General features: G+C 64.3%; 18 protein-coding genes and 4 pseudogenes. 9 read left to right on the forward strand and 13 right to left on the reverse strand.

Annotation, left to right across the window (positions count from 1 at the left end):
• Positions 1–24: 24 nt before the first annotated feature.
• A pseudogene (locus tag ACVWW3_RS26530) lies at positions 25–1,777 on the reverse strand (outer membrane beta-barrel protein).
• A 191-nt stretch (positions 1,778–1,968) separates the two neighbouring features.
• Here ACVWW3_RS26530 and ACVWW3_RS26535 point away from each other — a divergent pair.
• The gene (locus ACVWW3_RS26535; protein WP_456648150.1) at positions 1,969–2,976 is read left to right on the forward strand and encodes a KpsF/GutQ family sugar-phosphate isomerase; all 1,008 of its coding nucleotides are present in this window, start codon (positions 1,969–1,971) and stop codon (positions 2,974–2,976) included.
• 105 nt (positions 2,977–3,081) lie between these two features.
• Here ACVWW3_RS26535 and ACVWW3_RS26540 read toward each other — a convergent pair whose 3' ends face one another.
• Complete coding sequence (locus tag ACVWW3_RS26540) at positions 3,082–3,633, reverse strand: carboxymuconolactone decarboxylase family protein (RefSeq protein ID WP_456648149.1); 552 nt, start codon at positions 3,631–3,633, stop codon at positions 3,082–3,084.
• 72 nt (positions 3,634–3,705) lie between these two features.
• On the opposite strand from ACVWW3_RS26540, the gene ACVWW3_RS26545 reads away from it, so the two are divergent.
• Positions 3,706–4,044, forward strand: coding sequence for a winged helix-turn-helix transcriptional regulator (locus ACVWW3_RS26545; RefSeq protein ID WP_354050737.1), 339 nt, complete (start codon positions 3,706–3,708; stop codon positions 4,042–4,044).
• A gap of 162 nt (positions 4,045–4,206) precedes the next feature.
• Entirely contained in the window at positions 4,207–5,661 is a 1,455-nt protein-coding gene (gene tnpC / locus ACVWW3_RS26550; RefSeq protein WP_456647658.1) for an IS66 family transposase, read from the forward strand.
• A gap of 57 nt (positions 5,662–5,718) precedes the next feature.
• On the opposite strand, the gene ACVWW3_RS26555 is transcribed toward tnpC, so the two are convergent.
• The 4 genes from ACVWW3_RS26555 to hemH all read right to left on the reverse strand — a co-directional run bounded on the left by ACVWW3_RS26555 (position 5,719) and on the right by hemH (position 9,499).
• Positions 5,719–6,162, reverse strand: coding sequence for an NfeD family protein (locus ACVWW3_RS26555; protein WP_354050735.1), 444 nt, complete (start codon positions 6,160–6,162; stop codon positions 5,719–5,721).
• A 75-nt stretch (positions 6,163–6,237) separates the two neighbouring features.
• Positions 6,238–7,242, reverse strand: a complete 1,005-nt coding sequence (locus ACVWW3_RS26560) for an SPFH domain-containing protein (protein ID WP_456672184.1) — start codon at positions 7,240–7,242, stop codon at positions 6,238–6,240.
• Between the two features lie 231 nt (positions 7,243–7,473).
• A complete protein-coding gene (locus tag ACVWW3_RS26565) occupies positions 7,474–8,451 on the reverse strand; it encodes an ABC transporter substrate-binding protein (RefSeq protein ID WP_456648148.1) in 978 nt (325 codons plus the stop codon).
• A 10-nt stretch (positions 8,452–8,461) separates the two neighbouring features.
• Positions 8,462–9,499 (reverse strand): ferrochelatase, encoded by a 1,038-nt coding sequence (hemH, locus tag ACVWW3_RS26570; RefSeq protein ID WP_456648147.1) that lies wholly within the window; start codon positions 9,497–9,499, stop codon positions 8,462–8,464.
• Positions 9,500–9,582: 83 nt separating this feature from the next.
• Here hemH and ACVWW3_RS26575 point away from each other — a divergent pair, with 83 nt between their 5' ends.
• On the forward strand, positions 9,583–9,981 hold the full coding sequence (locus ACVWW3_RS26575; protein WP_247339637.1) for an MAPEG family protein: 399 nt from the start codon (positions 9,583–9,585) through the stop codon (positions 9,979–9,981).
• Between the two features lie 154 nt (positions 9,982–10,135).
• Here ACVWW3_RS26575 and ACVWW3_RS26580 read toward each other — a convergent pair whose 3' ends face one another.
• From ACVWW3_RS26580 to ACVWW3_RS26590, 3 genes and pseudogenes are all read right to left on the reverse strand, one after another.
• Positions 10,136–11,248 carry a nickel/cobalt transporter gene (locus tag ACVWW3_RS26580; RefSeq protein ID WP_456648146.1) on the reverse strand — a complete coding sequence of 371 codons (1,113 nt, stop codon included), beginning with the start codon at positions 11,246–11,248 and terminating at the stop codon, positions 10,136–10,138.
• Positions 11,245–11,884: pseudogene (locus ACVWW3_RS26585) on the reverse strand (DUF1007 family protein). The gene ACVWW3_RS26580 and the pseudogene ACVWW3_RS26585 overlap by 4 nt, the downstream one beginning before the upstream one ends.
• Positions 11,884–13,965, reverse strand: coding sequence for a M3 family metallopeptidase (locus ACVWW3_RS26590; RefSeq protein WP_456648144.1), 2,082 nt, complete (start codon positions 13,963–13,965; stop codon positions 11,884–11,886). The pseudogene ACVWW3_RS26585 and the gene ACVWW3_RS26590 overlap by 1 nt, the downstream one beginning before the upstream one ends.
• 138 nt (positions 13,966–14,103) lie before the next feature.
• On the opposite strand from ACVWW3_RS26590, the gene ACVWW3_RS26595 reads away from it, so the two are divergent.
• From ACVWW3_RS26595 to ACVWW3_RS26615, 5 genes and pseudogenes are all read left to right on the forward strand, one after another.
• Positions 14,104–14,358: a hypothetical protein gene (locus ACVWW3_RS26595; protein ID WP_354104500.1), complete on the forward strand. Its 255-nt coding sequence runs from the start codon at positions 14,104–14,106 to the stop codon at positions 14,356–14,358.
• Between the two features lie 674 nt (positions 14,359–15,032).
• Positions 15,033–16,179 (forward strand): annotated as a pseudogene (locus tag ACVWW3_RS26600) (type III PLP-dependent enzyme).
• A gap of 142 nt (positions 16,180–16,321) precedes the next feature.
• Positions 16,322–16,909 (forward strand): GNAT family N-acetyltransferase, encoded by a 588-nt coding sequence (locus ACVWW3_RS26605; protein ID WP_456648142.1) that lies wholly within the window; start codon positions 16,322–16,324, stop codon positions 16,907–16,909.
• A 136-nt stretch (positions 16,910–17,045) separates the two neighbouring features.
• A complete protein-coding gene (locus tag ACVWW3_RS26610) occupies positions 17,046–17,435 on the forward strand; it encodes a RidA family protein (protein WP_354104497.1) in 390 nt (129 codons plus the stop codon).
• A gap of 48 nt (positions 17,436–17,483) precedes the next feature.
• A complete protein-coding gene (locus tag ACVWW3_RS26615) occupies positions 17,484–18,926 on the forward strand; it encodes a homospermidine synthase (RefSeq protein ID WP_456648141.1) in 1,443 nt (480 codons plus the stop codon).
• Positions 18,927–18,981: 55 nt separating this feature from the next.
• Here the strand turns inward: ACVWW3_RS26615 and ACVWW3_RS26620 are convergent, their stop codons facing one another.
• The 4 genes and pseudogenes from ACVWW3_RS26620 to ACVWW3_RS26635 form a co-directional block, all read right to left on the reverse strand.
• The gene (locus ACVWW3_RS26620) at positions 18,982–19,317 is read right to left on the reverse strand and encodes a hypothetical protein (protein WP_456649744.1); all 336 of its coding nucleotides are present in this window, start codon (positions 19,315–19,317) and stop codon (positions 18,982–18,984) included.
• 101 nt (positions 19,318–19,418) lie between these two features.
• The gene (locus tag ACVWW3_RS26625; RefSeq protein WP_247445107.1) at positions 19,419–20,135 is read right to left on the reverse strand and encodes an MgtC/SapB family protein; all 717 of its coding nucleotides are present in this window, start codon (positions 20,133–20,135) and stop codon (positions 19,419–19,421) included.
• A gap of 30 nt (positions 20,136–20,165) precedes the next feature.
• Positions 20,166–21,186 (reverse strand): annotated as a pseudogene (locus ACVWW3_RS26630) (WD40 repeat domain-containing protein).
• Positions 21,186–22,232 (reverse strand): CobW family GTP-binding protein, encoded by a 1,047-nt coding sequence (locus ACVWW3_RS26635; RefSeq protein WP_247339614.1) that lies wholly within the window; start codon positions 22,230–22,232, stop codon positions 21,186–21,188. The pseudogene ACVWW3_RS26630 and the gene ACVWW3_RS26635 overlap by 1 nt, the downstream one beginning before the upstream one ends.
• Positions 22,233–22,260 lie beyond the last annotated feature (28 nt).

The raw sequence follows: 22,260 nt of genomic DNA on the forward strand, positions 1-22,260 counted from the left end.
ATAGCGAACGAAGCTGTTCACGACTCAATTCTGCAACCTCACACCCACCATCATCACCGTCCCCTGCGAGCTTGACCCCGCCTGGTTCGAGTCCAGGATGTCGTGGCGCAGCGTGCCCTTGATCCAGATGTTGCGGTTGAGCTTGTAGATCAGATTGCCTTCGAGCGAGTAGGTCTTGTCGTTGCGATTTTGGCCCTGGTAGTCGTAGGTGCCGTAGGTGAACTTGCCCACTGCCGTAAGCCAACGGCGAAAATCGTGATCGACTTCGGCGGCGTAGGTGTGCACCAGCACGCCGGATGAGCCCGGGCACGGTGGTCTCCGCGATCTGCGTGTCGGTGGCGAATTTCACCGTGGTCAGGCCGCTCGCGTTCCAGATCAGCGAGCCCGAGGTGAGGAAGCCCGCGAGCTGGCTCAGCCGCGGATCGGCATAGTTGCGCGCGGAATAGCCGACCGAGACTTCGCCCGTGAGGATGCGCGAGAACTCGAAGGACGAGCCGACCTTGGCGTACCCGCCGTTCGAATCGCGGAAGTAGCCGTTGCGGTCCGCGGGCTGGTCGTGGACGCGGGTGTCGCCCTGGATTTCGACGAACGGCTTCAGGCCCGGCTTCAGCTCGTAGGAAAAGCGCCCCACGCCGCCATACTGGTTGAAGTCACGATCATCGTTGCTGAAGGTCGAGCCATCGGTCAGCTTGGAATTGGTGTAGGCGGTGCGATCGACGGCGGCGCCGGCAGCGACCTGGAAGCGATTAAAGGTCTGGTCGAAGCCGACGGTCGTGCCGTAGGTGGCGTAAACAGGATATTTTTGCAGGCCGGCCTGCACATTCGGGCTGCCGGGATTGTCGGTGGCGAGCCGCAGGCGGAGCTGCGTGGTCAGCTTGAGATCGCGATTGACGTCGATGCGGCCGTCGACATGGCCGGTAAAGTCGGGGCGGTCAACCTCGACCGGCGAGGGCGAGGCAAAGCCGTCGATCGTCGCCGGCATGTTGTTGGTGTAGCCCGAGAACGAGCCGCGCAAATCGGCGACCAGCGCGTGGCGCTCCCAGTCGGACACCACGAGAAGGTCGGGCGCGACGACATAAGCCGGCGAGCCGACCGGCTTGTTCAAACGCGCCGGATTGGTGTCGTAGCCGGCGGAGAGCTCGAGCCCACCCTTGATCAGGAAGCTGCCGGCATAGTCGCCGACCGCGCCGAAAGAATCCTCGTCGAGCTTGAGGCGGCGGCGCAGCGGCTGGCCGGGCACGTTGCCGGCCAGCGCCGGCGGCACCGGCGTCTTGTGCGCAGTCTCGGAGGGTGGCGGCGCGATGCGCGGCGGGCCGAGCGTTCGATCCGGCGTTGCCGGCGGCACCGGCGAGCCGGGACCGACCGGGCGTTTCGGCTTTGGCTGTCCGGGATAGAGCTTTGGCTGCAGCCGCTTGCGGTTGAGCGAATCGTATCCGGAGGCGCTGGCGCCATTGGCAGCGGGCAGGCCGTAGGTCGGGACCTGATTGGTCGGGTTTTGGCCCGCGCGCGCCGGCGCCTGCTGGCGCTTGCGCAAATCGGCATTGGGATCGGGCAGCGCCGGCAGCGCATCCGAGGGTGCCTGCGGCACGCCCGCGGTACGGCGGGTCGGGAGCGTGTCGGGTGAGGCGAAGCCACCGCGGTTGGGACTGAACAGGTCGGGGGTGAGGCTCTGGGCGCCTGCCGGTGCGCTTCCAAGGGCCGTCAGCGCGAGACACGGCAAAGCGGCGCGCAGGAAATGCGCGCGTTTGCTCCGGCTCGTGCCTGGAGACGACCCCACGATGGAAGAACCCCAACGAAATCAAATACTTTCGCGATAGCCTCCGCCGACTGGCGGGAACCATCGTTAATGGACTTAAAACAATTATGGTTAACGACCGGTTGAGGGCTGGGGCGCCCTCGTCGCCTCGAAGGCTGTGGCGTGCTAAGCAGGCGCCAACGGGCGAACGCCCCTCCTCCCTGGACCAGAACATGCCGAGTTCGAAACCGCTGATGACCCAATCATCCGGCCCCATTCCCGACAGCGTCGAATCCGCGCTCCGCACGCTGGAAACCGAGGCCGGCGGTATCAACGCACTCGTCGCCGCCCTGCGCGGCCCGCTTGGCGCGAGCTTCGCCAAGGCGGTCGATCTGATCCGCAACGCGAAGGGCCGCGTCATCGTCACCGGCCTCGGCAAATCGGGCCATATGGGCCGGAAGATCGCGGCGACGCTGGCTTCGACCGGCACGCCCGCCTTCTTCGTGCACACCGCCGAAGCCGCCCACGGCGACCTGGGCATGATCACCACCGACGACGTCATCATGGCGCTGTCCTGGTCCGGCGAGCAGCCGGAGATGAAGACCCTCGTGAACTATTCCGCGCGGTTCGCGATCCCGATGATCGCGGTGACGTCGAACGCCGCGTCCTCGCTTGGACAAGCAGCCGACATCGTGCTTGAGCTGCCGAAGGCGCGCGAGGCTTGCCCGCACAATCTGGCGCCGACCACCTCGACCATGATGCAGGTCGCGATCGGCGATGCCATCGCGATCGCGCTGCTCGAAGGCCGCGGCTTCACCGCGCTGGAATTCGCGCATTTCCATCCCGGCGGCAAGTTAGGCGCGATGCTGAAATTCGTCCGCGACTACATGCGCACCGGCGCGGAGATCCCGGTCAAGCCGCTCGGCACCAAGATGTCGGACGCGGTAATGGAGATGTCGGCCAAAGGCCTCGGCTGCGTCTGCATCGTCGATGATGTCGGCGGGGTTGCCGGCATCATCACCGACGGCGATCTGCGCCGTCATATGCGGCCCGACCTGCTGACGGCGTCGGTCGACGACGTCATGACCAGGCAGCCGAAAACCGTGCCGCCCTCGATGCTCGCCACCGAGATGATCGAGGTGCTCAACACCCGCAAGATCACGACGCTGGTCGTGACCGAGGCGGACAAGGTGGTGGGCATCGTGCATCTGCACGATCTGTTGCGCGCGGGCGTGGCGTAGGACTTCTCCGTCATTGCGAGCGCAGCGAAGCAATCCAGAATCCCTCCGCGGAGGCAGTCTGGATTGCTTCGTCGCAAGAGCTCCTCGCAATGACAGCGGTTAGAGCTACGCCGGAAACCGCGCCGCCGGCTCCTCCAGCGGCAGCTTTAGCCCGTTCGCCAGATACGACACCGTGCGATAGAAGCCGCACAGCAGCATGATCTCCAGGATCTGCGCCTCGTCGTAATGCGCCGAGAGCGCGGCGAACTCGGCATCGTCAAACGTCGCGCGGTGATGCAGCGCATCGACGGCGGCGATCATCGCCTGTTCGGCCGGCGACCAGCACGACGACGTCGCATCGCCCTGCACGGTCGCACGCACCTCCGCCTCGCTGAGCCCCGCCGGCCCGGCAAAGATCGCGACGTGCACGCCCCATTCATATTCGCATTTGTTCAGCGCGCAGGTGCGGTCGATGACGATCTCGCGCTGGCGCAGGGACAGCGGGCCGGGATCGAGCAGACCGCCGGCGCGGAACTTGTCCCAGGCGCGGGTATGGCCGGCCATCACCCGGAACAGCTCCAGCGGCGGCGCGCCGCGCATGATGCGATCGAACTGCGCCTGGATCTCCGGGGGATAAGGCGGGGTGAGCGGCGCAATGCGCGGCGGGGCCTGGGACATTGGCTGTCTCCCTTGCTACATTTACTGTAGCATCACGCTACATTACTTGTAGCAATACGCAAGAGGGCGACAATGGCGAAACAGTCCGCTTCCAGATCGCGTAGCGTCCGTGGTTCGCGCACGGGCCGACCGGTCATGGCGCTGCTCGACCTCCTGGGGCGACGCTGGAGCCTGCGTATCCTGTGGGAATTACGCGAAGCCCCCCTCACCTCGCGCGGCTTGCGCACTGCCTGCGACGAGGCCTCGCCGACCGTGCTTCAAGCGCGGCTGAGCGAGCTGCGCGAGGCGGGGTTCGTGGAGTTGGGCGAAGGTGGAGGTTATGGGCTGACGGCGCTGGGGCAGGAGCTGTGCGAGACGTTCATGCCGCTGCACAGGTTTGCGGAGCGGTGGCGCAGCAAGAGCGGCGCCTGAGTGTGGCGATGCCGTCCTGACAAACTCGTCATTGCGAGCGGAGCGAAGCAATCCAGAATCTTTCCGCGGAGACAAGGCTGGATTGCTTCGCTTCGCGTAACTGCCCAGGTGGCCGTTTGTATTCTCTTGACTGACCACATGTGTTTGTGAGTCAAGGTATGGGTGACGCCGCCAAATTCCTCATTGTCTGTGGACGCCCTGCTGGCCCTGATTGGGGAGTTGCAGGAGCGCAACCTGATGTTGGAGCAGCAGAACGCATTGCTGACGGTGCGTGTGGCCGATCTGGAGCGTCGGCTTGGTCTGGACAGCTCCAATAGCAGCAAGCCGCCTTCGAGCGATGGACCGGGCCAGGCTTCTCGCCGGACACAGAGCCTGCGTGAGCGAGGGTTGAAGAAGCCCGGCGGCCAGCCCGGCCATGCAGGCAAACACTTGAAGCGGTCCGAACGGGTCGATCATACGATCATGCATCGCCCTGTCAGATGCGGGCGCTGCCGAATGGCGCTGGAGGGTGAACAGCTGGAACTTGTCGGCAGCCGTCAGGTGTTCGATCTGCCGGCGCCGGCGCCGCTGCTCGTCACGGAGCATCAGCTCTATCGTTGCAAATGCAGCGGCTGTGGCGCGGTCACGACAGGATCGTTTCCACCCGAGGTAAGGGCGCCGGCGCAATATGGCGTCCGGTTGGCCGCTGTGGTGACCTATCTGTCGGCGGGACAGTTTCTGCCTGAAGATCGGCTCGGGCAAATCCTCTCCGATCTGTTTGGCGTGACCATCTCGGCCGGCACGATCGGACAAATGATCGCCCGGGCTGCCAGCCGGACGCAGGATTTCGCTGCGGCAGTCTGCGAGCAAATCCGCCGGGCACCGGTCAAGCATTTGGATGAGACCGGGTTCTGGGTGGGCGCCACGCCGCAATGGCTGCATGTCGCGGGCACCGCCGGGATCAATGGGCTGGTGCATTATCGCGTCTCACCCAGGCGCGGCGAGGTGCTGACGCAAGCGGCGCATATCGTTGTGCACGACCATTGGACATCCTATTTTCAGATGTCCGGTGTCACGCATGCGCTGTGCAATGCGCATCACCTGCGCGAGTTGACGGCGCTGGTGGACATCGATGGCGAGGCCTGGGCCCGGCGCATGCGCGGGTTGCTCCGCTGCCTGTGCCACGAGGTCAATCTGGCGTCAGAGCATCCAACCGATCAGACAGGCGCGCTGCGTCCCAACAGAATCCGCGCCGCCGAGCGACTTTATGACCGCATTATCCGCGCCGGTATCGCCTGGCACGAGGCGCTACCCGCGCTGCCTCGCGACATCAAGCGCGGGCGGATCAGACGGCGCACGGGCCATAATCTCCTGTTGCGCCTCAAGTTACATAAAGAGGCGGTGCTGCTGTTTCTGCACAACTCGGCGGTGCCGTTTACCAACAACGAGGCCGAGCGCGATGCTCGGATGATGAAATTGCGGCAGAAGATCTCTGCCGGCTTCCGCACCTCACAAGGCGCAGACAATTTCGCCACGCTTCGCACCCTGATCGGTACCGCTCGAAAGCGCGGATGGAACATGCTCGAAACATTGTCCCGATGCCCCACACAACTCATCCACAAACTCAGCGTCGCCTAACCGAGCAAACGGACCTGGGCAGTTACCGCTTCGCTCGCAATGACGGGGAGGCAACAGCTACGTCGCCGCCACCGTCAGATTCGCACCGTCCACCTGCACCACCTTCACACGTGTCCCCGCCGGCGTATCCGGGCCGGCGACGCGCCACACCGTGTCGCCGATACGCATGGTGCCGTTGCCGTCGATGATCGGCTTCTCCAGCGTGAACTCGCGGCCCAGGAGCGCGTCCGCGCGCTTGTTGAGGAAGGGGCTGGCACTCGCATCCGCCCTCGGCCGCGCGAGCCGGCGCCACACCGGCACGGCGGCGGCGGCGAACACAGCGAACATCACGAGCTGGATCTGCCAGGACACGACAATCGCGAACGAGATCAGGCCGACCAAAATCGCGGCGAGCCCGAGCCAGAACAGGAAGATCCCCGGCGCCAGCACCTCCAGCACCATCAGGATGAAGCCGAAGATCAGCCAGTTCCAGGTGCCGAGCGATACGAACATGTCGGTCATGACACGACCTCTTTAATTCAGACGCTTACCCTTATCGGAAAACCGGTGTCCGCGTTTCCGGGGGATGCGCTGTGACTATCCCTGCCGCGGCGGCACCGCCGGCGGCGTGAGGCTGGACGACGGCACCGAACCGCCGCGGCGAGCGGCCGCGGCCGCGGACGCCGCGCTTTCGCCGAACGTCGCCTTCGCAATCTCGCCGATGCCGGCGAGCGAACCCAGCATGCTCATCGCTTCGACCGGAAGCATGATGATCTTCTGGTTCGGCGAGTCGGCCAGCTGCCCGAACGCCTTGATATACTTGTCCGCGATAAAATAGTTCAACGCGGAGATATCACCCTTGGCAATGGCTTCCGATACCACAAGCGTCGCCTTGGCCTCGGCCTCCGCGGAACGTTCGCGGGCCTCGGCGTCGCGGAACGCAGCTTCCTTGCGGCCTTCGGCCTGGAGAATCTGGCCCTGCTTGGCGCCCTCTGCACGCAATATCTCGGACTGGCGCTGGCCTTCGGCCGCGAGAATATCGGCGCGCTTGACGCGCTCGGCCTTCATCTGCCGGCCCATCGCCTCGACGAGATCCGCGGGCGGCACGATGTCCTTGATCTCGATGCGGTTGACCTTGAGACCCCACGGCGAGACCGCGGCGTCGACGACGCGCAGCAGGCGCTCGTTGATCTCGTCGCGATGCGACAGCACCTGGTCGAGATCCATGGCGCCCATCACCGAACGGATATTGGTCATGGTCAGCACGATGATCGCCTGCTCCAGATTGGAGACTTCGTAGCTCGCCTTCGCGGCATCGAATACCTGGAAGAAGGCGACGCCGTCGACCGTGACCGTGGCGTTGTCCTTGGTGATCACCTCCTGCTCAGGTATCGAGATCACCTGCTCCATCATGTTGATCTTGCGCCCGACGCGATCGAAATAGGGCACGATCAGATTGAGCCCGGGGCTCAGCGTCTGGGTGTATTTGCCGAACCGCTCGATGGTCCAGTCATAGCCCTGCGGCACCGTTTTCACGCCGGCAACCAGCGTGACGATGACGAGCAAAACCAGAACAATCGCGAAAATGTCGAAACCGCTCATATTTCCTCCAAGGCGGGAAAAGGTCCTTTCCCGCGCTGTCATTGGTCGGGAATGCGACCCCACCGGTTCAGCGGTCGCGACTCACGTCGGCATTGGCGCGATTCTGCACAAGACGCAGGGAGAGGGAATGGCCGCGATTATGTATTTGCGAGGCGCTCTTGAAAGCGTGCAGGCGCAGACCTAGCGGCGGACGTTAACGAATCCAGCCATGCCAGCGGTCGCAGCCGAATTCTACTCGATGACCTCGTTCGCGGTTGCGAGCAGGCTTGGCGGAAGCGTGACGCCGATTGCCCTGGCCGTCTTCAAGTTGATCGCCAGCTCGAACTTGGTCGGATTCTGGACCGGGAGGTCGGCCGCTTGCGCACCCTTCAGGATGCGGTCGATGTAGGAGGCGGCGCGGCGGAGCTGCTCGGCGCTGTCGGTGCTGTAGGACATCAGCCCGCCCTCGTCGACGAAGGTGCGGCTCCAGAACACTGCCGGCACGCCCGCTTCACCGATCGCCGCCAGGAGGTGCGCGCGGTTGGCCATGGTGAAGAAGTCCGGCAGCACCAGCAGTCCGCCGTCCTTTCGCGAGGCCAGCGCGGCGATCGAGGCGGTGTCGTGCACGGGCGCAGGCTCCACCGTCACATGGAGCGCGCGGCCCGCGTCCTCGATGGTGCGCAGCATCAGCGGCGCGAACGGCGCGGTGGCGGGATTGTAGACGACGAACACACGGGACAGTTTTGGCGTGACCTGCGTCAGCATCTCCAGCCATTTGCCGGCCAGCGGGCCGTCGTAATCGGTGAACCCAGTGACGTTGCCGCCGGGATGGGCGAGATTCTGGACGAAGCCCTGGCTGACGGGATCGGTGACGACGGCGAACACGATCGGGATCGTCGTGGTGCGCCGGCGCAACTCCTCCACCGAGGGCGTTCCGACCGCAAGCAGGATGTCGGGCTTGAGCGCCACGAGTTCGTCGGCGAGTTGCGCGATGCGCGCGCGGTCGCCGCCGCCATTACGCCAATCGATCTCGAGGCTGGCGTGCTCCTTCCAGCCATGGCCGGCGAGCGCCTCGACCAGGATGGCGCTTCGCGTCTGCCCGATCCCGTCGTCGGCCGCAGTGACCGAGAGCACGCCGAGCCGCCGCGTCGCATTCGGCTGCTGCGCCAGCGCTGAAGCCGGCAGCGCTGCGGTCATCGCAAGAAGCGCCAGAATCTCGCGGCGGTTCATGGGGCGCTCCTCAGATCCAGCCCTGAAGCTCGCGCAGCACCAGCGTCCGGATCACATCCATGCCGGGATCGCTGTCGTTGAGGCAGGGGATCGCGGAAAACTGCTCGCCGCCATTGTGCTTGAATATCTCGGCATTTTCCTGCGCGATCTCCTCCAGCGTCTCCAGACAGTCGGCGGAAAAGCCGGGCGTCACGACCGCGATCCGGCGCACGCCCTCTTTCGCCAGACGCTCCATGGTCTTGTCTGTGTAGGGCTGGAGCCACTCGTCGAATCCGAAGCGCGACTGGAACGTCAGCAGCAGTTTCGTCTCGTCCATGCCGAGCCGGCGTCGCAGCGCCTCCGTCGTGGCCACGCATTGGCCCTGATAAGGATCGCCTTTGTCCACGTAGGCCTTCGGCATGCCGTGGAATGAGGCGACGATCAGCTCCGGCTTGAACGGCAGGCTCCCCAGATGCGTCTCGATCGAGGTGGCGAGCGCCTCGATATAGGCTTCGTCCTCATAGTAAGGCGGTGTCACCCGCAGCGTCGGCTGCGCGCGCAGCCGCGCAAGCACGCGAAACACCTCGTCGCAGACGGTGGCCGATGTCGCGGCGGAATATTGCGGATAGAGGGGCACGGTGAGGATACGTTCACAGCCCTTCGCGATCAGCGCGTCGATGCCCGACTTGATCGAGGGATTGCCGTAGCGCATTGCCCAATCCACCACGACGTGATCGCGATCCGCCAATGCGGCCGCGAGCTTGTCGCTCTGCGAGCGCGTAATGGTCTTTAGCGGCGACTCGTTCTTCTCGGTGTTCCAGATCTTGAGATAGTCGCGCGCCTTGGCGCGGGGTCGGGTGCGCAGGATGATGCCGTTCAGCACGAACTGCCAAATCAAGCCCTGATCCTCGATGACGCGGGCGTCCGAAAGGAACTCTTTGAGATAGACCCTCACACCCGGCGCATCGGCCGTATCAGGCGTGCCGAGATTGACCAGCAGCACGCCGACGCGCGGCAGACCGGACCGGACGGCCTGCTTCGCGGCTGCGATGGGGGCAATTGTCGTCATGTATCGTTGGGTCGCGCGTTGCTCCGAACTTGTCAAGATGAGGCCTGTTTCGCTAGAGTCGCACTCAAGCGGGGGGAGGAAAGATGACGCTCGCGGAATGGTGCGTCTTTGGAGCATTGCTGCTCTATCTGTTAACGATCGGCTCGATCAAATGGATCAGATTTCGCAGCTTCGACAATTCGCGGCCGCGCGATCCCGCCTTCTATCAGGACGCCATCGCGCAGCGCGCGCTCGGCGCGCACCAGAACGGCATCGAGACCTTTCCGTTCTTTGCTTTCGCAGTGCTGCTCGCCGAATACAGGGATTCGCCGCAGCGCCTGGTCGACGAGCTCGCGGCGCTGTTCCTGATCGTGCGGATCGCCTATGTGCTGACCTATCTCGGCAACCGCCCGACGCTGCGCTCCATCCTTTGGAGCATCGGCTTTGCGATCAATCTCGGGATCTTCTTCATGCCGGTGTTGAAACGGTTTCTGCCGGTGTGACGCGCCGTGTCCCGGACGCGGTGCAGCGCGCTTGCGCTGCTCCGCAGAGCCGGGACCCAGAAGGCCACCCGCTACCCTACGGAGACATGGGCCCCGACTCTGCAGCGCACCGTCGAAGGGACGCTGCGCTGCGTCCGGGGCACGAGAGTCTTGCTCAAAAACACGTCGTCCGCTCAGCCGCGATGTAACCCAACAACAGGCCGGCGCCGAACAGCAGCACGAGGCCGGCGGCGGCGAATTCGATGCCGCGCATGAACAGCGCACCACCGCCGTCGCGCCCGGCGCTGAGGCGGGCGGCGATGTCCTTGGCGGAGACGGCGACCACCGCGATGGCGGCGACCGTGATCGCGGTGCCGAGCCCCATCAACAGCGTCGCGGCGATGCCGGCCCAGAACAGACCTTGGGCCAGCGCGAACACCAGCACCAGGATCGCGCCCGAACAGGGGCGGATACCGACGGTCAGGATCGCGCCGAAGCCGCGTCCCCAGCCACCGGGGCCGGCGAGCTCGCTCGGCGCGGGACCGTGGGAATGGCCGCAATGCTCGTCATGGACGTGGTCATGCTCGTGGTGATGATGGGCGTGCGCGTGGTCGTGACTGTGATCATGGGGTCGATGATCATGCGCGTCGTGATGATGGTGGTCGTGATCATGGTGGTCATGCGGCACGCCCGCGATCGCCGGCACCGGCTGAACCGCCTGGAGGGCACGGATGAAAGTGCGGCCCTTGACCCAGACCAGGCGCAAGCCGAACAGCGCGATCAGGGCATAGCTTGCGATCTCGATCGCGCCTTCCGCCTTGCACATGGTCTTGGCGGTCGCATTCAGCACCCAGGCCGAGACGCCGACGATCAGGATCGCCACCAGCGACTGCATCAGCGCCGAGGCAAACGACAGCACGATGCCGCGCCGGGCGGTCTCACGATTGGCGACGAGATAGGAGGCGATCACCGCCTTGCCGTGGCCGGGGCCGGCCGCGTGGAAGATGCCATAGGCGAATGAGATGAAGAGCAGCGTCCATACGGCCGAGCCGTCGGACTTCGCGGCGCGGATCGTCGCCGACATCTGGCGATAGAATTCCGATTGTTTTGCCAGGAGCCAGCCGATCAGGCCGCTGGCCTCGGGCTCGGCGGCAGGTGCCGGACGCGGCGCGCCGAACGGGTTTTGCGCGAGGAGATCGTGGAGCGCGGCATCGACCACGCTTACGACCAGCACAATGGCGGCGCAGGCGAGCAGCCCGCGGGCGAGCGGGGAGAGTTGCGGCTTCAAGGGCAATCCACCGTGATCTTGTTGGCGAACATCATGCCGAAATTCGAGTTCTCGCCGTTCATGAAGGTCTGCTCGTTGAGCTTCTGGGCGGTGGCGGAGCCGTCACTGGGCCGATCAAGCTTCATCTGGCAACCGGCGGGCGCGCCGACCAGCTTGACCGGATTGTCCTTGGCCATCTGGAAGTCGATGAAGAAGGAGCGGTCGAACACTTCGAGCACCAATTGCCTTGGCTTGACCGGGTTCTTCAGCGGCAGCGTGAAGTGCAGCGTCAGGACCGTGTCCTTGTAGTCGAGGAAGTAGTCGACCGGCTCCTGGAAGCGCTCCTTCTTGCCGTCGGCTCGCGCAAAGGTGAAGTAGGCATATTCCTTCAGCGATTCGACATTGGTCTGCGCCAGCGGCCCGAGCTCATCGCGCGTATAGGCGCCCTTGGTCTTGCTCTCGAGCCCTTGCACCGCATAGGCCGAGAACATGTCGTCAAACGTCCAGGCGTGGCGGACGCCGGTGATGGTGCCGTCCTCAGCGTAGAGCAGCTCGCTCGTCGCCGTAATCCAGACAATGCGGATGCGCGCTCGCCGTTCCTGCCGCAAGCGACAGGGCGACGGCGAGCAACAGTCCGAACAGGGCACGCATGCCCATCAGGCGACCTTTGCGTCGTCGAGCAGACCGCGGCGGCGCAGCAGCGCGTCCGGCTCCGGCGGGCGGCCGCGGAAGGCCTCATAGGCAACTTCAGGATCGACCGATCCACCCGAGGAGTAGATGTCGTCGTGCAGGCGCTTGGCGACCTCAGGATCGAAGATGTTGCCGGCTTCCTCGAAAGCACCGAAGGCGTCGGCGTCCATTACCTCCGACCACATGTAGCTGTAATAGCCCGCGGCATAATGATCGCCGGTGAAGATGTGACCGAACTGGGTCGGCCGGTGGCGCAGCGAGATCTCCTCGGGCATGCCGATCTTCTCCAGCTCCTTCTTTTCGAAAGCGCGGACATCCTGCGCGGCGGAGGCCGGCTGGGTGTGGAATTCGAGATCGACCAGCGCCGAGGAGACGAACTCGACCGTGGCAAAGCCCTGGTTGAATTTTCGCGCGGCAAGGAACCGTTGCAGCAGATCGTCCGGCAGCGGCTCGCCGGTTTGGTAGTGGCGGGCGAATTGCTGCAGCACCTCGGGCCGTTCCTGCCAGTGCTCGTAGAGCTGCGACGGCAGTTCGACGAAGTCGGTGAACACGGAGGTGCCCGACAGCGACGGATAGGTCACGTTGGAGAGCATGCCGTGCAGGGCGTGGCCGAACTCGTGGAACAGCGTGCGGGCATCGTCGGGCGACAGCAGCGAGGGTTCCCCGCCTGCGCCCTTGGAGAAGTTGCAGATGTTGAGGATCAGTGGCGCGACCTCGCCGTCGAGCTTCTGTTGATCGCGCAGCGAGGTCATCCAGGCGCCGGAGCGTTTCGACGTCCGGGCGAAGTAGTCGCCATAGAACAGCGCCTTGTGCTTGCCGTCCTTGCCCTTCACCTCCCAGACTCGGACATCCGGGTGCCAGACCGGAACGTCCTTGCGCTCGGCGAAGGTGATGCCGAACAGGCGCGTGGCGCAGTCGAAGGCGGCGGCGATCATGTGGTCGAGCGCGAGATACGGCTTGATCGCAGCGTCGTCGAAATTGGCCCGCTGAAGCCGCAGCTTTTCGGCGTAGAAGCGCCAATCCCAGGAGGCGAGCTTGAAATTTCCGCCCTCTTCCGTGATCAGCGCCTGCATGTCGTCGCGGTCGGCAAGCGCGCGCGCCCTGGCCGGCTTCCAGACCCGCTCCAGAAGGCCCCGCACCGCTTCCGGCGTCTTGGCCATGGAATCCTCGAGCCGGTAGGCTGCGAAGGTCGGATAGCCCAGCAGATTGGCGCTTTCCTCGCGCAGCTTCAGGACCTCGACGATGGTCGCGTTGTTATCGTTGGAATTGCCGTTGTCGCCCCGTGCGGTGAAAGCCTTGTAGACCTTCTCGCGCAGGTCACGTCGGGCAGAGCTCTTCAGGAACTGTTCGACCGAGGAGCGCGACAGGGTGACGATGGCCTTGCCGGCCATGCCACGTTCGTCTGCCGCAGCCTCGGCGCTGGCGACAAAACTCTCCGGCAGGCCCTGGCGGTCGGCCTCGCCGAGCTCCATGAACCACTCCTGCTCGTCGCCGAGCAGATGATGGCTGAAGCTGGTGCCGAGCTGGGCGAGCCTCTCGTTGATCTCCGCCATCCGCGTCTTGGCCTCCTCGGAGAGGCCGGCACCGGATCGGTGGAAGCGGGTGTAGGTGCGCTCGAGCAGCCGGAGCTGCTCCGGATCGAGACCGAGATTGGCGCGGTTCTCGTGCAGATGGGCGATGCGGCCAAACAGCACGGCGTTCATCATGATCGGATTCCAGTGCCGCGCCATCCGCAAGGAAACCTCTTTGTCGATCTCCAGAATGGCCGGGTTGGAATGCGCCGAGACGAGGTCGTAGAAGACGGAAGCGACCTTGTTGAGCAGCTTGCTCGAACGTTCCAGCGCCGTGACGGTGTTGGCGAAGTCGGCTGCGGCCGGATCATTGGTGATCGCCGCGATCTCCGCGGAGTGATCGGCGAAGGCCTGCTCGAAGGCCGGAAGGAAGTGCTCCGGCTTGACCTCGTCGAAAGGCGGGGTCGCAAACGGCGTCACCCAGGCCTTCAGCAGCGGGTTGGTCTCGGAGTCCGTAGTTTGGCGGGGTTCTGACATCACACGTCCCGATTTTCGAGCCTGAATTGTTGCGGCCAGCTATAGCACGCGATGGGGCTTTTTTGGGCCATTTGCCCTTGCTCCCGGCCGCCTTTTCGAGGAGATTGCGGCCCTCCAAGCCTAGGGACCCCTGAGCTCATGAACGCGCCTTCCTCGTCTTCCCGTCGGATCGTCTGGCCGAGCGTCATCACTGTCATCAGCGCCGCCATCCTGATCGGCGCCGAAGTGTTCGGCGCGGCGTTTGCCGGCGGATGGGCGCTCGCGATCCTGTTCGGGCTCGGCGACCAGGGCGCACACATCCTTCAGGCCGCGCTGTTCGCGCTCGGCGTGCTCGTGATGACCGCCTTCATCCGCGCGGCTCAGCGCGTCGAGCCCTTCACGAAGCGCGGCTGACGCTTCTCACGCGCGCGAGGGACACGCGCGCGCAGAAAACTTAACGCGCGTTCATCTTTCGCGTCGCTCGCGCAACACTGCGCAAGCAGATGTTAGGCAAATCTGTTCTCAGCCTAAAAAATCTCTTGCGAACCAGAGTCAAAACACCTATTTGCGGATTGCCCAATTTCGCACGTGCCTGTGGTCGTGTGTCAGTCGGTAGGTATCCGGACAAGAGGCCGGACAGCCGCCAAGGGGTGAAGAAGCCGAGGGGCTCTTCGGAAGTGCGGAGGTCGGAAGGCTCAACAAGCCGGAAGACTTAAGCAAACCCGGAGCGTCCAGCATCTCTCTCAAAGAGATGCCTTGTCGAAGGTGACTTCACTTTTTGCAACCGTGACTGGCAGCCGGAGGCGAACCGGCGCACCCCGCTCTCAACGGGGGACGCGACTTAAAGCAACGACGGATCGGGCTTTTTTGGTCTCTACCGGCATTCCAACGCCGGCGCGGGCTACTGAAAAGGCTTGTCCTTCATTGCCAGGTGTGCGGGCGGGAACATTCCCAACCAATCCACGGCAGCACAGTCTGATTTGAGTCTTTGGCTCGTCGCGCCTCCATCGCGCGATCTGGCCGGAGCGCTCTTATCCGACGTCATTTTTTGAACGGATCCCCGTCGCTGGGCCGTTTGGGAGAGTGCTATGACCGATCGTATCCAGGAATTCCTGCGCAACCGCCGCAAGGATGGCCTCGACACCGAGCCGTGCCTCGTCGTCGACCTCGAGGTCGTGCGCGACAATTACCAGACCTTCGCCAAGGCGCTGCCCGACAGCCGCGTGTTCTATGCCGTCAAGGCGAACCCGGCGCCGGAAGTGCTGGCTTTGCTGGCGTCCATGGGCTCCTGCTTCGACACCGCGACGGTCGCCGAGATCGAGATGGCGCTGGCTGCCGGTGCGACGCCCGACCGCATCTCCTTCGGCAACACGATCAAGAAGGAGCGCGACATCGCGCGCGCCTTTGCGCTCGGCATTCGGCTGTTCGCGGTTGATTGCGTCGCCGAGGTCGAGAAGATCGGCCGTGCCGCGCCTGGCGCGAAAGTGTTCTGCCGCATCCTCTATGACTGCGCCGGCGCCGAATGGCCGCTGTCGCGCAAGTTCGGCTGCGACCCGGAGATGGCCGTCGACGTGCTCGACGTCGCCAAGCGTCTGGGCCTGGAGCCGTGCGGCATCTCCTTCCATGTCGGCTCGCAGCAGCGCAAGGTGAAGGCGTGGGACCGTGCGCTGGCGATGGCCTCGCAGGTGTTTCGCGACTGCGCCGAGCGCGGCATCAACCTGACCATGGTCAACATGGGCGGCGGTTTCCCGACCAAGTACCTGAAGGACGTGCCGCCGGTGGTCACCTACGGCCGCTCGATCTTCCGCGCGCTGCGCAAGCACTTCGGCAACCAGATTCCGGAGACCATCATCGAGCCCCCCGGGCCGCGGCATGGTGGGCAACGCCGGCATCATCGAATCCGAGGTCGTGCTCATCTCGAAGAAGAGCGACGAGGACGAGGTGCGCTGGGTCTATCTCGACATCGGCAAGTTCGGCGGTCTCGCCGAGACCATGGACGAGTCGATTCGCTACGCCATCCGCACCCCGCATGACGGTGCGGACATGACGCCGTGCGTGCTCGCTGGGCCAACCTGCGACAGCGCCGACGTGCTGTACGAGAAGAACCCGTATCCGCTTCCCGTCACGCTCGAGATCGGCGACAAGCTGCTGATCGAAGGCACCGGGGCCTATACGTCGACCTACTCGGCGGTGGCGTTCAACGGCATCCCGCCGCTGAAGACCTACCACATCTGATTTGCCACATCTGATCCGCCTCTGATCTGAGGCCTGACGAACCGGGAGCCGGCTTGCCGGCTCCCTCCCTGACATTTCGATCTGACGACGTCTTGGACAGGCGTGCTTTTCGCACGTCGTTTCAAGCGGGGACTGACGCGCCATGACTGCTCTTCGGAAGACACAGGTTGACCTCTCTTCGAAAGCCGCTCCGTTCGCGATCCGCAGCGAGCGTGCTGCCGACGTTGCGATGCGTGAAGCGCTGCTGGATGCCAGCTTTGGCGAGAACCGCCATGGCCGCACCTGTCAGCGCCTGCGCGACGGACGCGCACCAGCCGCGGGGCTTGCCCTGTCGGCAGTGCGCGGAGGGACGCTCGTGGGAACCGTGCGGCTGTGGCACGTCAGCGCTGGAGGCAGGCCCGCTCTGGTCCTCGGACCGCTGGCGGTGGACCCTGCCTGCCGCGAGCTCGGGATCGGCGCCGCGCTGATGCAGCAAGCGCTGGCCGCCGCCCGAGCGCGCGGGCATGCCGCTGTGATCCTGCTCGGCGATGCCCCTTATTACGCCCGCTTCGGCTTCTCACCCGCGAAAACTGGCGAGCTGTCGCTGCCCGGCCCGTTCGAGCGCGACCGCCTGCTGGCGATCGAATTCACGACGGGCGCGCTGGACGGCGCTACCGGGATGATCGTCCCGACCGGCGCGGCCTTGCCCAAACGCCGGGCGGCTCGCGCTCTCCAGGCGCACGCGGCTTAAGGGATTGCCGTCTTGGCGACGACCCAAGCCGCGGTCGTGCCCACGCCCGCGCTGACGCCTGTCCCTTTGGGGTTGCGCGGGCCCGAGAAACGCCCTTTAACCCGCGGAAACGCCCCTTTCAGTCGAGGCTGAACCGATGTCCCGTCGCCTGATTTCCACCGGCTCCCCGTTCGAGAAGACCGCCGGCTACAGCCGCGCCGTGATCGACGGCGAGTTCGCCTTCGTCGCGGGAACCACCGGGTATGACTACACCACGATGACAATGCCGCCCGATGTCACGAGCCAGTCACGCAACTGCTTCAAGACGATCGAAGCGGCCCTGAAGGAGGGCAGCTTCGAGATGGCCGACATCGTCCGCGCGATCTACTACATCACCGACATCAAGGACGCAGACGCACACTTCAACGTCTGCGGCGAAGTCCTCGGCGATATTCGCCCGGCCGCAACGCTTCTCGTCGTCTCGGCACTCTACAAGCCCGAGATGAAGGTCGAGATCGAAGTGACCGCGAAGCGCCGCGGCGCCTGATCCATCCCTCACCCTTTGTCTGCCAGTACTTTCCGGAGAAACCATCCCATGAGCCCCGCCTCGCAGATCTACGCGAAGATTACCGGTCCTGTCGTCATGGTCGGCTTCGGCTCCATCGGCAAAGGCACGTTGCCGATGATCGAGCGGCATCTCGATTACGACAAGTCGCGCATCACCGTGATCGATCCCAAGGACGAGGGCCGCAAGGCACATTGCGAGAAGCACAATGTAAAATTCATCCAGCAGGGCGTGACCAAGGACAATTATCGCGACCTGCTGACCCCGCTCCTCACTGAAGGTGGCGGCCAGGGCTTTTGCGTCAATCTCTCGGTCGATACCGGCTCCACCGACATCATGGAGCTCTGCAACGAACTTGGCGCTCTTTATATCGACACCGTCAACGAGCCCTGGCTCGGCTTCTATTTCGATTCGTCGAAGGGCCCGGAAGCGCGCTCCAACTACGCCCTTCGCGAAGCGACGCTGGCCGCCAAGAAGGCGCGCCGCGCGGGCTCGACGACGGCCGTCTCCTGCTGTGGCGCCAATCCCGGCATGGTCTCCTTTTTCGTCAAGCAGGCGCTGCTCAACGTCGCCGCTGATCTGAAGCTCAATGCTCCCAAGCCGAAGACCAAAGCCGAATGGGCGGATCTGATGCGGCAGGCTGGCATCAAGGGCATCCACATCGCCGAACGCGACACCCAGCGCTCCAAGACGCCGAAGGAGCCGGACGTCTTCGTCAACACCTGGTCGGTGGAAGGTTTCCTGTCGGAAGGCGTGCAGCCGTCCGAGCTCGGCTGGGGCACCCATGAAAAATGGATGCCCGAGAACGCGCACACTCACGAAGCCGGCTGCGGCGCCGCCATCTATCTGATGCAGCCCGGCGCCAACACGCGCGTCCGCACCTGGTGCCCCACCCGCGGCGCGCAGTACGGGTTCCTCGTCACCCACAACGAGTCGATCTCGATCGCCGACTATTTCACCGTGCGCGATGCATCGGGCACGGCAATCTATCGACCGACCTGCCACTACGCCTATCATCCGGCTGACGACGCCGTGCTGTCGCTGCATGAAATGTTCGGCCGCGCGGCGAAGATGCAGGAAAAGCACCACATCCTCGATGAGAACGAAATCGTCGACGGCATCGACGAACTCGGCGTGCTGCTGTTCGGCCATGACAACAATGCCTACTGGTACGGCTCGCAGCTCTCCATCGAAGAGACCCGCAAGCTCGCGCCCTATCAGAACGCCACCGGCCTGCAAGTGACCTCCGCCGTGCTCGGCGGCATGGTGTGGGCGCTGGAAAACCCGAACGAAGGCATCGTCGAAGCCGACGAGATGGATTTCGATCGTCTGCTGGAAATCCAGATTCCGTATCTCGGCCCGGTAAAGGGTTTCTACACCGACTGGACGCCGCTGACGGATCGTCCGGGACTGTTTCCGGAAGATATCGATACGTGCGATCCGTGGCAGTTCCGGAATGTTCTGGTGCGGTGACAACCCAGCCGTCATGTCCGGACAAGCCCGGCATGACGCTGCAACTACGAGTTCGCTATTTCTCTTTGATCGGCGGCGCGATCTTCTCGGCAGGTGCCGGCGGCAACGCTGGTTTAGCCGCGCCCGCTGCGCCTTGCGTCTGCGGATCGGGGCGCGCGGGCTCCGGGGCCGGCGTGGTCGGCCGATCACCGCCGGGCGTGGCTTCCGCAGGCTTGTTCTGATCGTCCGACGGCGCGCCTTGGAGTGGCTGCGTCGCCTGCGCCGTCTGCATGCGGATCTCGGCGCGGATTTGCGCCAGCGACATGCCTGACACCACGACGCCTGCTGCGAACAGCGAGCACGCGATGATCAGGTCGAACTTCAGTCTGCGCTTGTCACTATTGCCGGTCATATCGATCACCGCAGTTGTCCGCGGTATCAACGAACTTGCCCCACCCCGGTTCCGCTGCCGGAAAGGCGGGAACCTGCCGCCCCTGAGCCAAAACGCCGCGCTTACTCCGTGGTGCTGACTTCCCACGTCGCATGCCGCACGCCGGGCAAGTGCTGGAGATCGGTCGCCGCCGTGTTCAGTTCGTTAGGATCGACCGCTGTCGCGACCAGCTTTGCGACGATCTCCAGAATGTCGTCGCCGATCTCGACCACGTGGACGTCGGCTACCGGATATTTTGCGGCCTCGAGTTTCTCGACCAGGCGGTCGCGCATGTCGGGCAAGACGTCGGCCGCGACCGCGAGCTTGAAGTAGTAGGTCGCCTCGGAGGCCTTCTCGTTCAGCGGGATGCGGTTGATGGCGTTGACCAGCGGGCGCAGCATGGTGTTGCCGGCGATCACGAACACCGTCAGTGCCGCGGCCTGCGCAACCATGTCGGCGCCAGCGCAGGAGCCTACCGCGGCCGAGGCCCACAGCGTCGCCGCGGTATTGAGCCCGCGCACATCCATCCCCTGCTTCATGATGACGCCGGCGCCGAGGAAGCCGATGCCGGAGACGACGTAGGAGATCACCCGCACCGCACCGTCAGCGCCGGTCAGGTGCATCGCGAGATCGACGAAGGCGGCGGCGCCGACCGCGACCAGCACATTGGTGCGCAGGCCCGCGGTGCGCTGGCGATACTGCCGCTCGGCACCGATCAATGTGCCCAGCACGAAAGCCGTGAACAGGCTGACCAGCGTGTCGGCAAAGTCTGCAATCTGGAAGGTCGTCAGAAACCGCATGGCCCCATCTACGGTCAGAACGATAACAGCTTAAAGCTCCAGAAGCCCGCCGTCCCCATTTTCATCTGCGAACGCCAGCAGAGTCCCCTTGGCGTTCCAGGCGAGCGCAGCCATGGGCGGAGTGCCGTTGCGGCGAACCAGGATTTCCGCGCCGTCCTCCAGCCGCACCAATCAGCACGGTGCCGTCGCTGTAGCCGGCGGCGAAGATGTCGTTCTTGGGGTGACAGGCAACCACCGACACGCGCGCCTGCAACGGCGCGAGCATCGCAGGCTCCTTGCCCATCGGGCCGTCCTTGCTGGCGAACGGCCACAGAATCACGGTGTCGGCGCCCGAGGTCGCCAGCGCCTTGCCACCCGCGCTCCACGACATCGAGCGGACGCGTCCGGGATAGCCGGTCATGCGCATGTGCCTGTTGTCGGCGAGCCGCCAGCCGTGCAGCGCCGACTCGTGCATCGTGGTGACCAGAAATTTGTTGTCCGGGCTGAAGGTGACGCCGAGATGCGAACCGGCCCAGGGCAGGAATTCGGCCGACGCCGCCATGTTGGGAAACCACAGCGTCGCGCCGTTGTAATGGGCGATCGCGAGCCGCAGGCCTTTCGGCGCGAACGCAAGCCCGCCGACGGTCGAGGGCACCTCGATCGACTTCTCTTCTTGCTTGCCACTCTTGACGAAAGCCGTCTTGCCGGCCGACCAGGCGTAGGCGCCGTCCGGATGCAGCGCCACCGCATCGATCCAGCGCCGCTTCGGGTCGGTCGCAAGCAGCGTCACCGCGCCCTTGGCGTCGAGCGACACAACCTTGCCGTCGTCGCCGCCCATCACGAGACGCTTGCCGTCGGAAGCGGTCGAGAGAATGCCGCCGCTGTGCACGGCGACCGTGCTGATCTCGCCCTGGCCATCCACGAACGCGACGTTCTCCTCGCCGCCGACGAAGGCGGCGCGGTCGCCAAGGAAATGGACCGCGGTCACGCCCATGCCGAGCGCAACGGGCTTGACGCGGTCGGTGACGGAGACGATCGAGGCGGAATCGGGGGCCGGCGTGAACTCTTTCATCACGAGACGATGCAGCTCTCAAAACCCTGGCGAATGAGATCTTGGGGCAATTCGCGGCCGATGAAGACGAGGCGGCTCTCGCGCGGCTCGCCGTCCTTCCACTTCCGCTGGTGGTTGCCCTCCAGCATCATGTGGACGCCCTGAAAGACGTAGCGGTCGTCATCGTCATGGAAAGCGAGGATGCCCTTGGAGCGCAGGATCTTGCCACCCTCCACCTGCACCAGGTTCTGGAGCCAGGGCATGAACACGTTCGGGTCAAGCGGCTTGTCGGACTTGAGCGAGAGCGACTGCATGTCCTCGTCGTGATAATGCTTCAGGCCGTGGCCGTGATCATGGTGGTGATGGTCATGTCCGTGATGATCATGGTCATGGTCATGATCATGATCATCGGCCTTCAGGAAATCCGGCTCGATGTCGAGGATGCGGTCGAGGTCGAACGCACCGCGATCAAGCACGTCGGCCAAAGCTACCGAGCAGCGCTCGGTGCGATGGAGCTTCGCATAGGGGTTGATGCCGCGGATGCGGGCCTCGACCTCGGCAAGCTCGGGCTTGGTCACGAGATCGGTCTTGTTCAGCACGATGACGTCGGCAAAGGCGATCTGGTTCTTGGCCTCGGGCGCGTCCTTCAGACGGTCGGACAGCCATTTGGCGTCCGCAACCGTCACGACCGCATCGAGCCGCGCGTTCTTCTGCACGTCCTCGTCGACGAAGAAGGTCTGGGCGACCGGGGCCGGATCGGCAAGGCCGGTGGTCTCGACGATGATGGCGTCGAACTTGCCCTTGCGCTTCATCAACCCGTCCAGGATGCGCACGAGGTCGCCGCGCACAGTGCAGCAGATGCAGCCGTTGTTCATCTCGAACACTTCCTCATCGGCGCCGATGATGAGGTCGTTGTCGATACCGATCTCGCCGAATTCGTTGACGATGACCGCGTATTTCTTGCCGTGGTTTTCCGACAGGATGCGGTTCAAAAGCGTGGTCTTGCCGGCACCGAGATAGCCGGTCAGGACGGTCACGGGAATTTTCTGGGAGGTCGCTTCAGACATAACAACTCCGGACTTCGGGCTTTACGCG

Source organism: Bradyrhizobium sp. LM2.9 (assembly GCF_054056555.1).

Excerpts from the sequence above, each read along its gene's own strand:
- ACVWW3_RS26535 (WP_456648150.1), top strand. The coding sequence starts at position 1,969 with ATGCCGAGTTCGAAACCGCTGATGACCCAATCATCCGGCCCCATTCCC.
- ACVWW3_RS26540 (WP_456648149.1), bottom strand. The coding sequence starts at position 3,633 with ATGTCCCAGGCCCCGCCGCGCATTGCGCCGCTCACCCCGCCTTATCCC.
- ACVWW3_RS26545 (WP_354050737.1), top strand. The coding sequence starts at position 3,706 with ATGGCGAAACAGTCCGCTTCCAGATCGCGTAGCGTCCGTGGTTCGCGC.
- ACVWW3_RS26555 (WP_354050735.1), bottom strand. The coding sequence starts at position 6,162 with ATGACCGACATGTTCGTATCGCTCGGCACCTGGAACTGGCTGATCTTC.
- ACVWW3_RS26560 (WP_456672184.1), bottom strand. The coding sequence starts at position 7,242 with ATGAGCGGTTTCGACATTTTCGCGATTGTTCTGGTTTTGCTCGTCATC.
- ACVWW3_RS26565 (WP_456648148.1), bottom strand. The coding sequence starts at position 8,451 with ATGAACCGCCGCGAGATTCTGGCGCTTCTTGCGATGACCGCAGCGCTG.
- hemH (WP_456648147.1), bottom strand. The coding sequence starts at position 9,499 with ATGACGACAATTGCCCCCATCGCAGCCGCGAAGCAGGCCGTCCGGTCC.
- ACVWW3_RS26575 (WP_247339637.1), top strand. The coding sequence starts at position 9,583 with ATGACGCTCGCGGAATGGTGCGTCTTTGGAGCATTGCTGCTCTATCTG.
- ACVWW3_RS26590 (WP_456648144.1), bottom strand. The coding sequence starts at position 13,965 with ATGTCAGAACCCCGCCAAACTACGGACTCCGAGACCAACCCGCTGCTG.
- ACVWW3_RS26595 (WP_354104500.1), top strand. The coding sequence starts at position 14,104 with ATGAACGCGCCTTCCTCGTCTTCCCGTCGGATCGTCTGGCCGAGCGTC.
- ACVWW3_RS26605 (WP_456648142.1), top strand. The coding sequence starts at position 16,322 with ATGACTGCTCTTCGGAAGACACAGGTTGACCTCTCTTCGAAAGCCGCT.
- ACVWW3_RS26610 (WP_354104497.1), top strand. The coding sequence starts at position 17,046 with ATGTCCCGTCGCCTGATTTCCACCGGCTCCCCGTTCGAGAAGACCGCC.
- ACVWW3_RS26615 (WP_456648141.1), top strand. The coding sequence starts at position 17,484 with ATGAGCCCCGCCTCGCAGATCTACGCGAAGATTACCGGTCCTGTCGTC.
- ACVWW3_RS26620 (WP_456649744.1), bottom strand. The coding sequence starts at position 19,317 with ATGACCGGCAATAGTGACAAGCGCAGACTGAAGTTCGACCTGATCATC.
- ACVWW3_RS26625 (WP_247445107.1), bottom strand. The coding sequence starts at position 20,135 with ATGCGGTTTCTGACGACCTTCCAGATTGCAGACTTTGCCGACACGCTG.
- ACVWW3_RS26635 (WP_247339614.1), bottom strand. The coding sequence starts at position 22,232 with ATGTCTGAAGCGACCTCCCAGAAAATTCCCGTGACCGTCCTGACCGGC.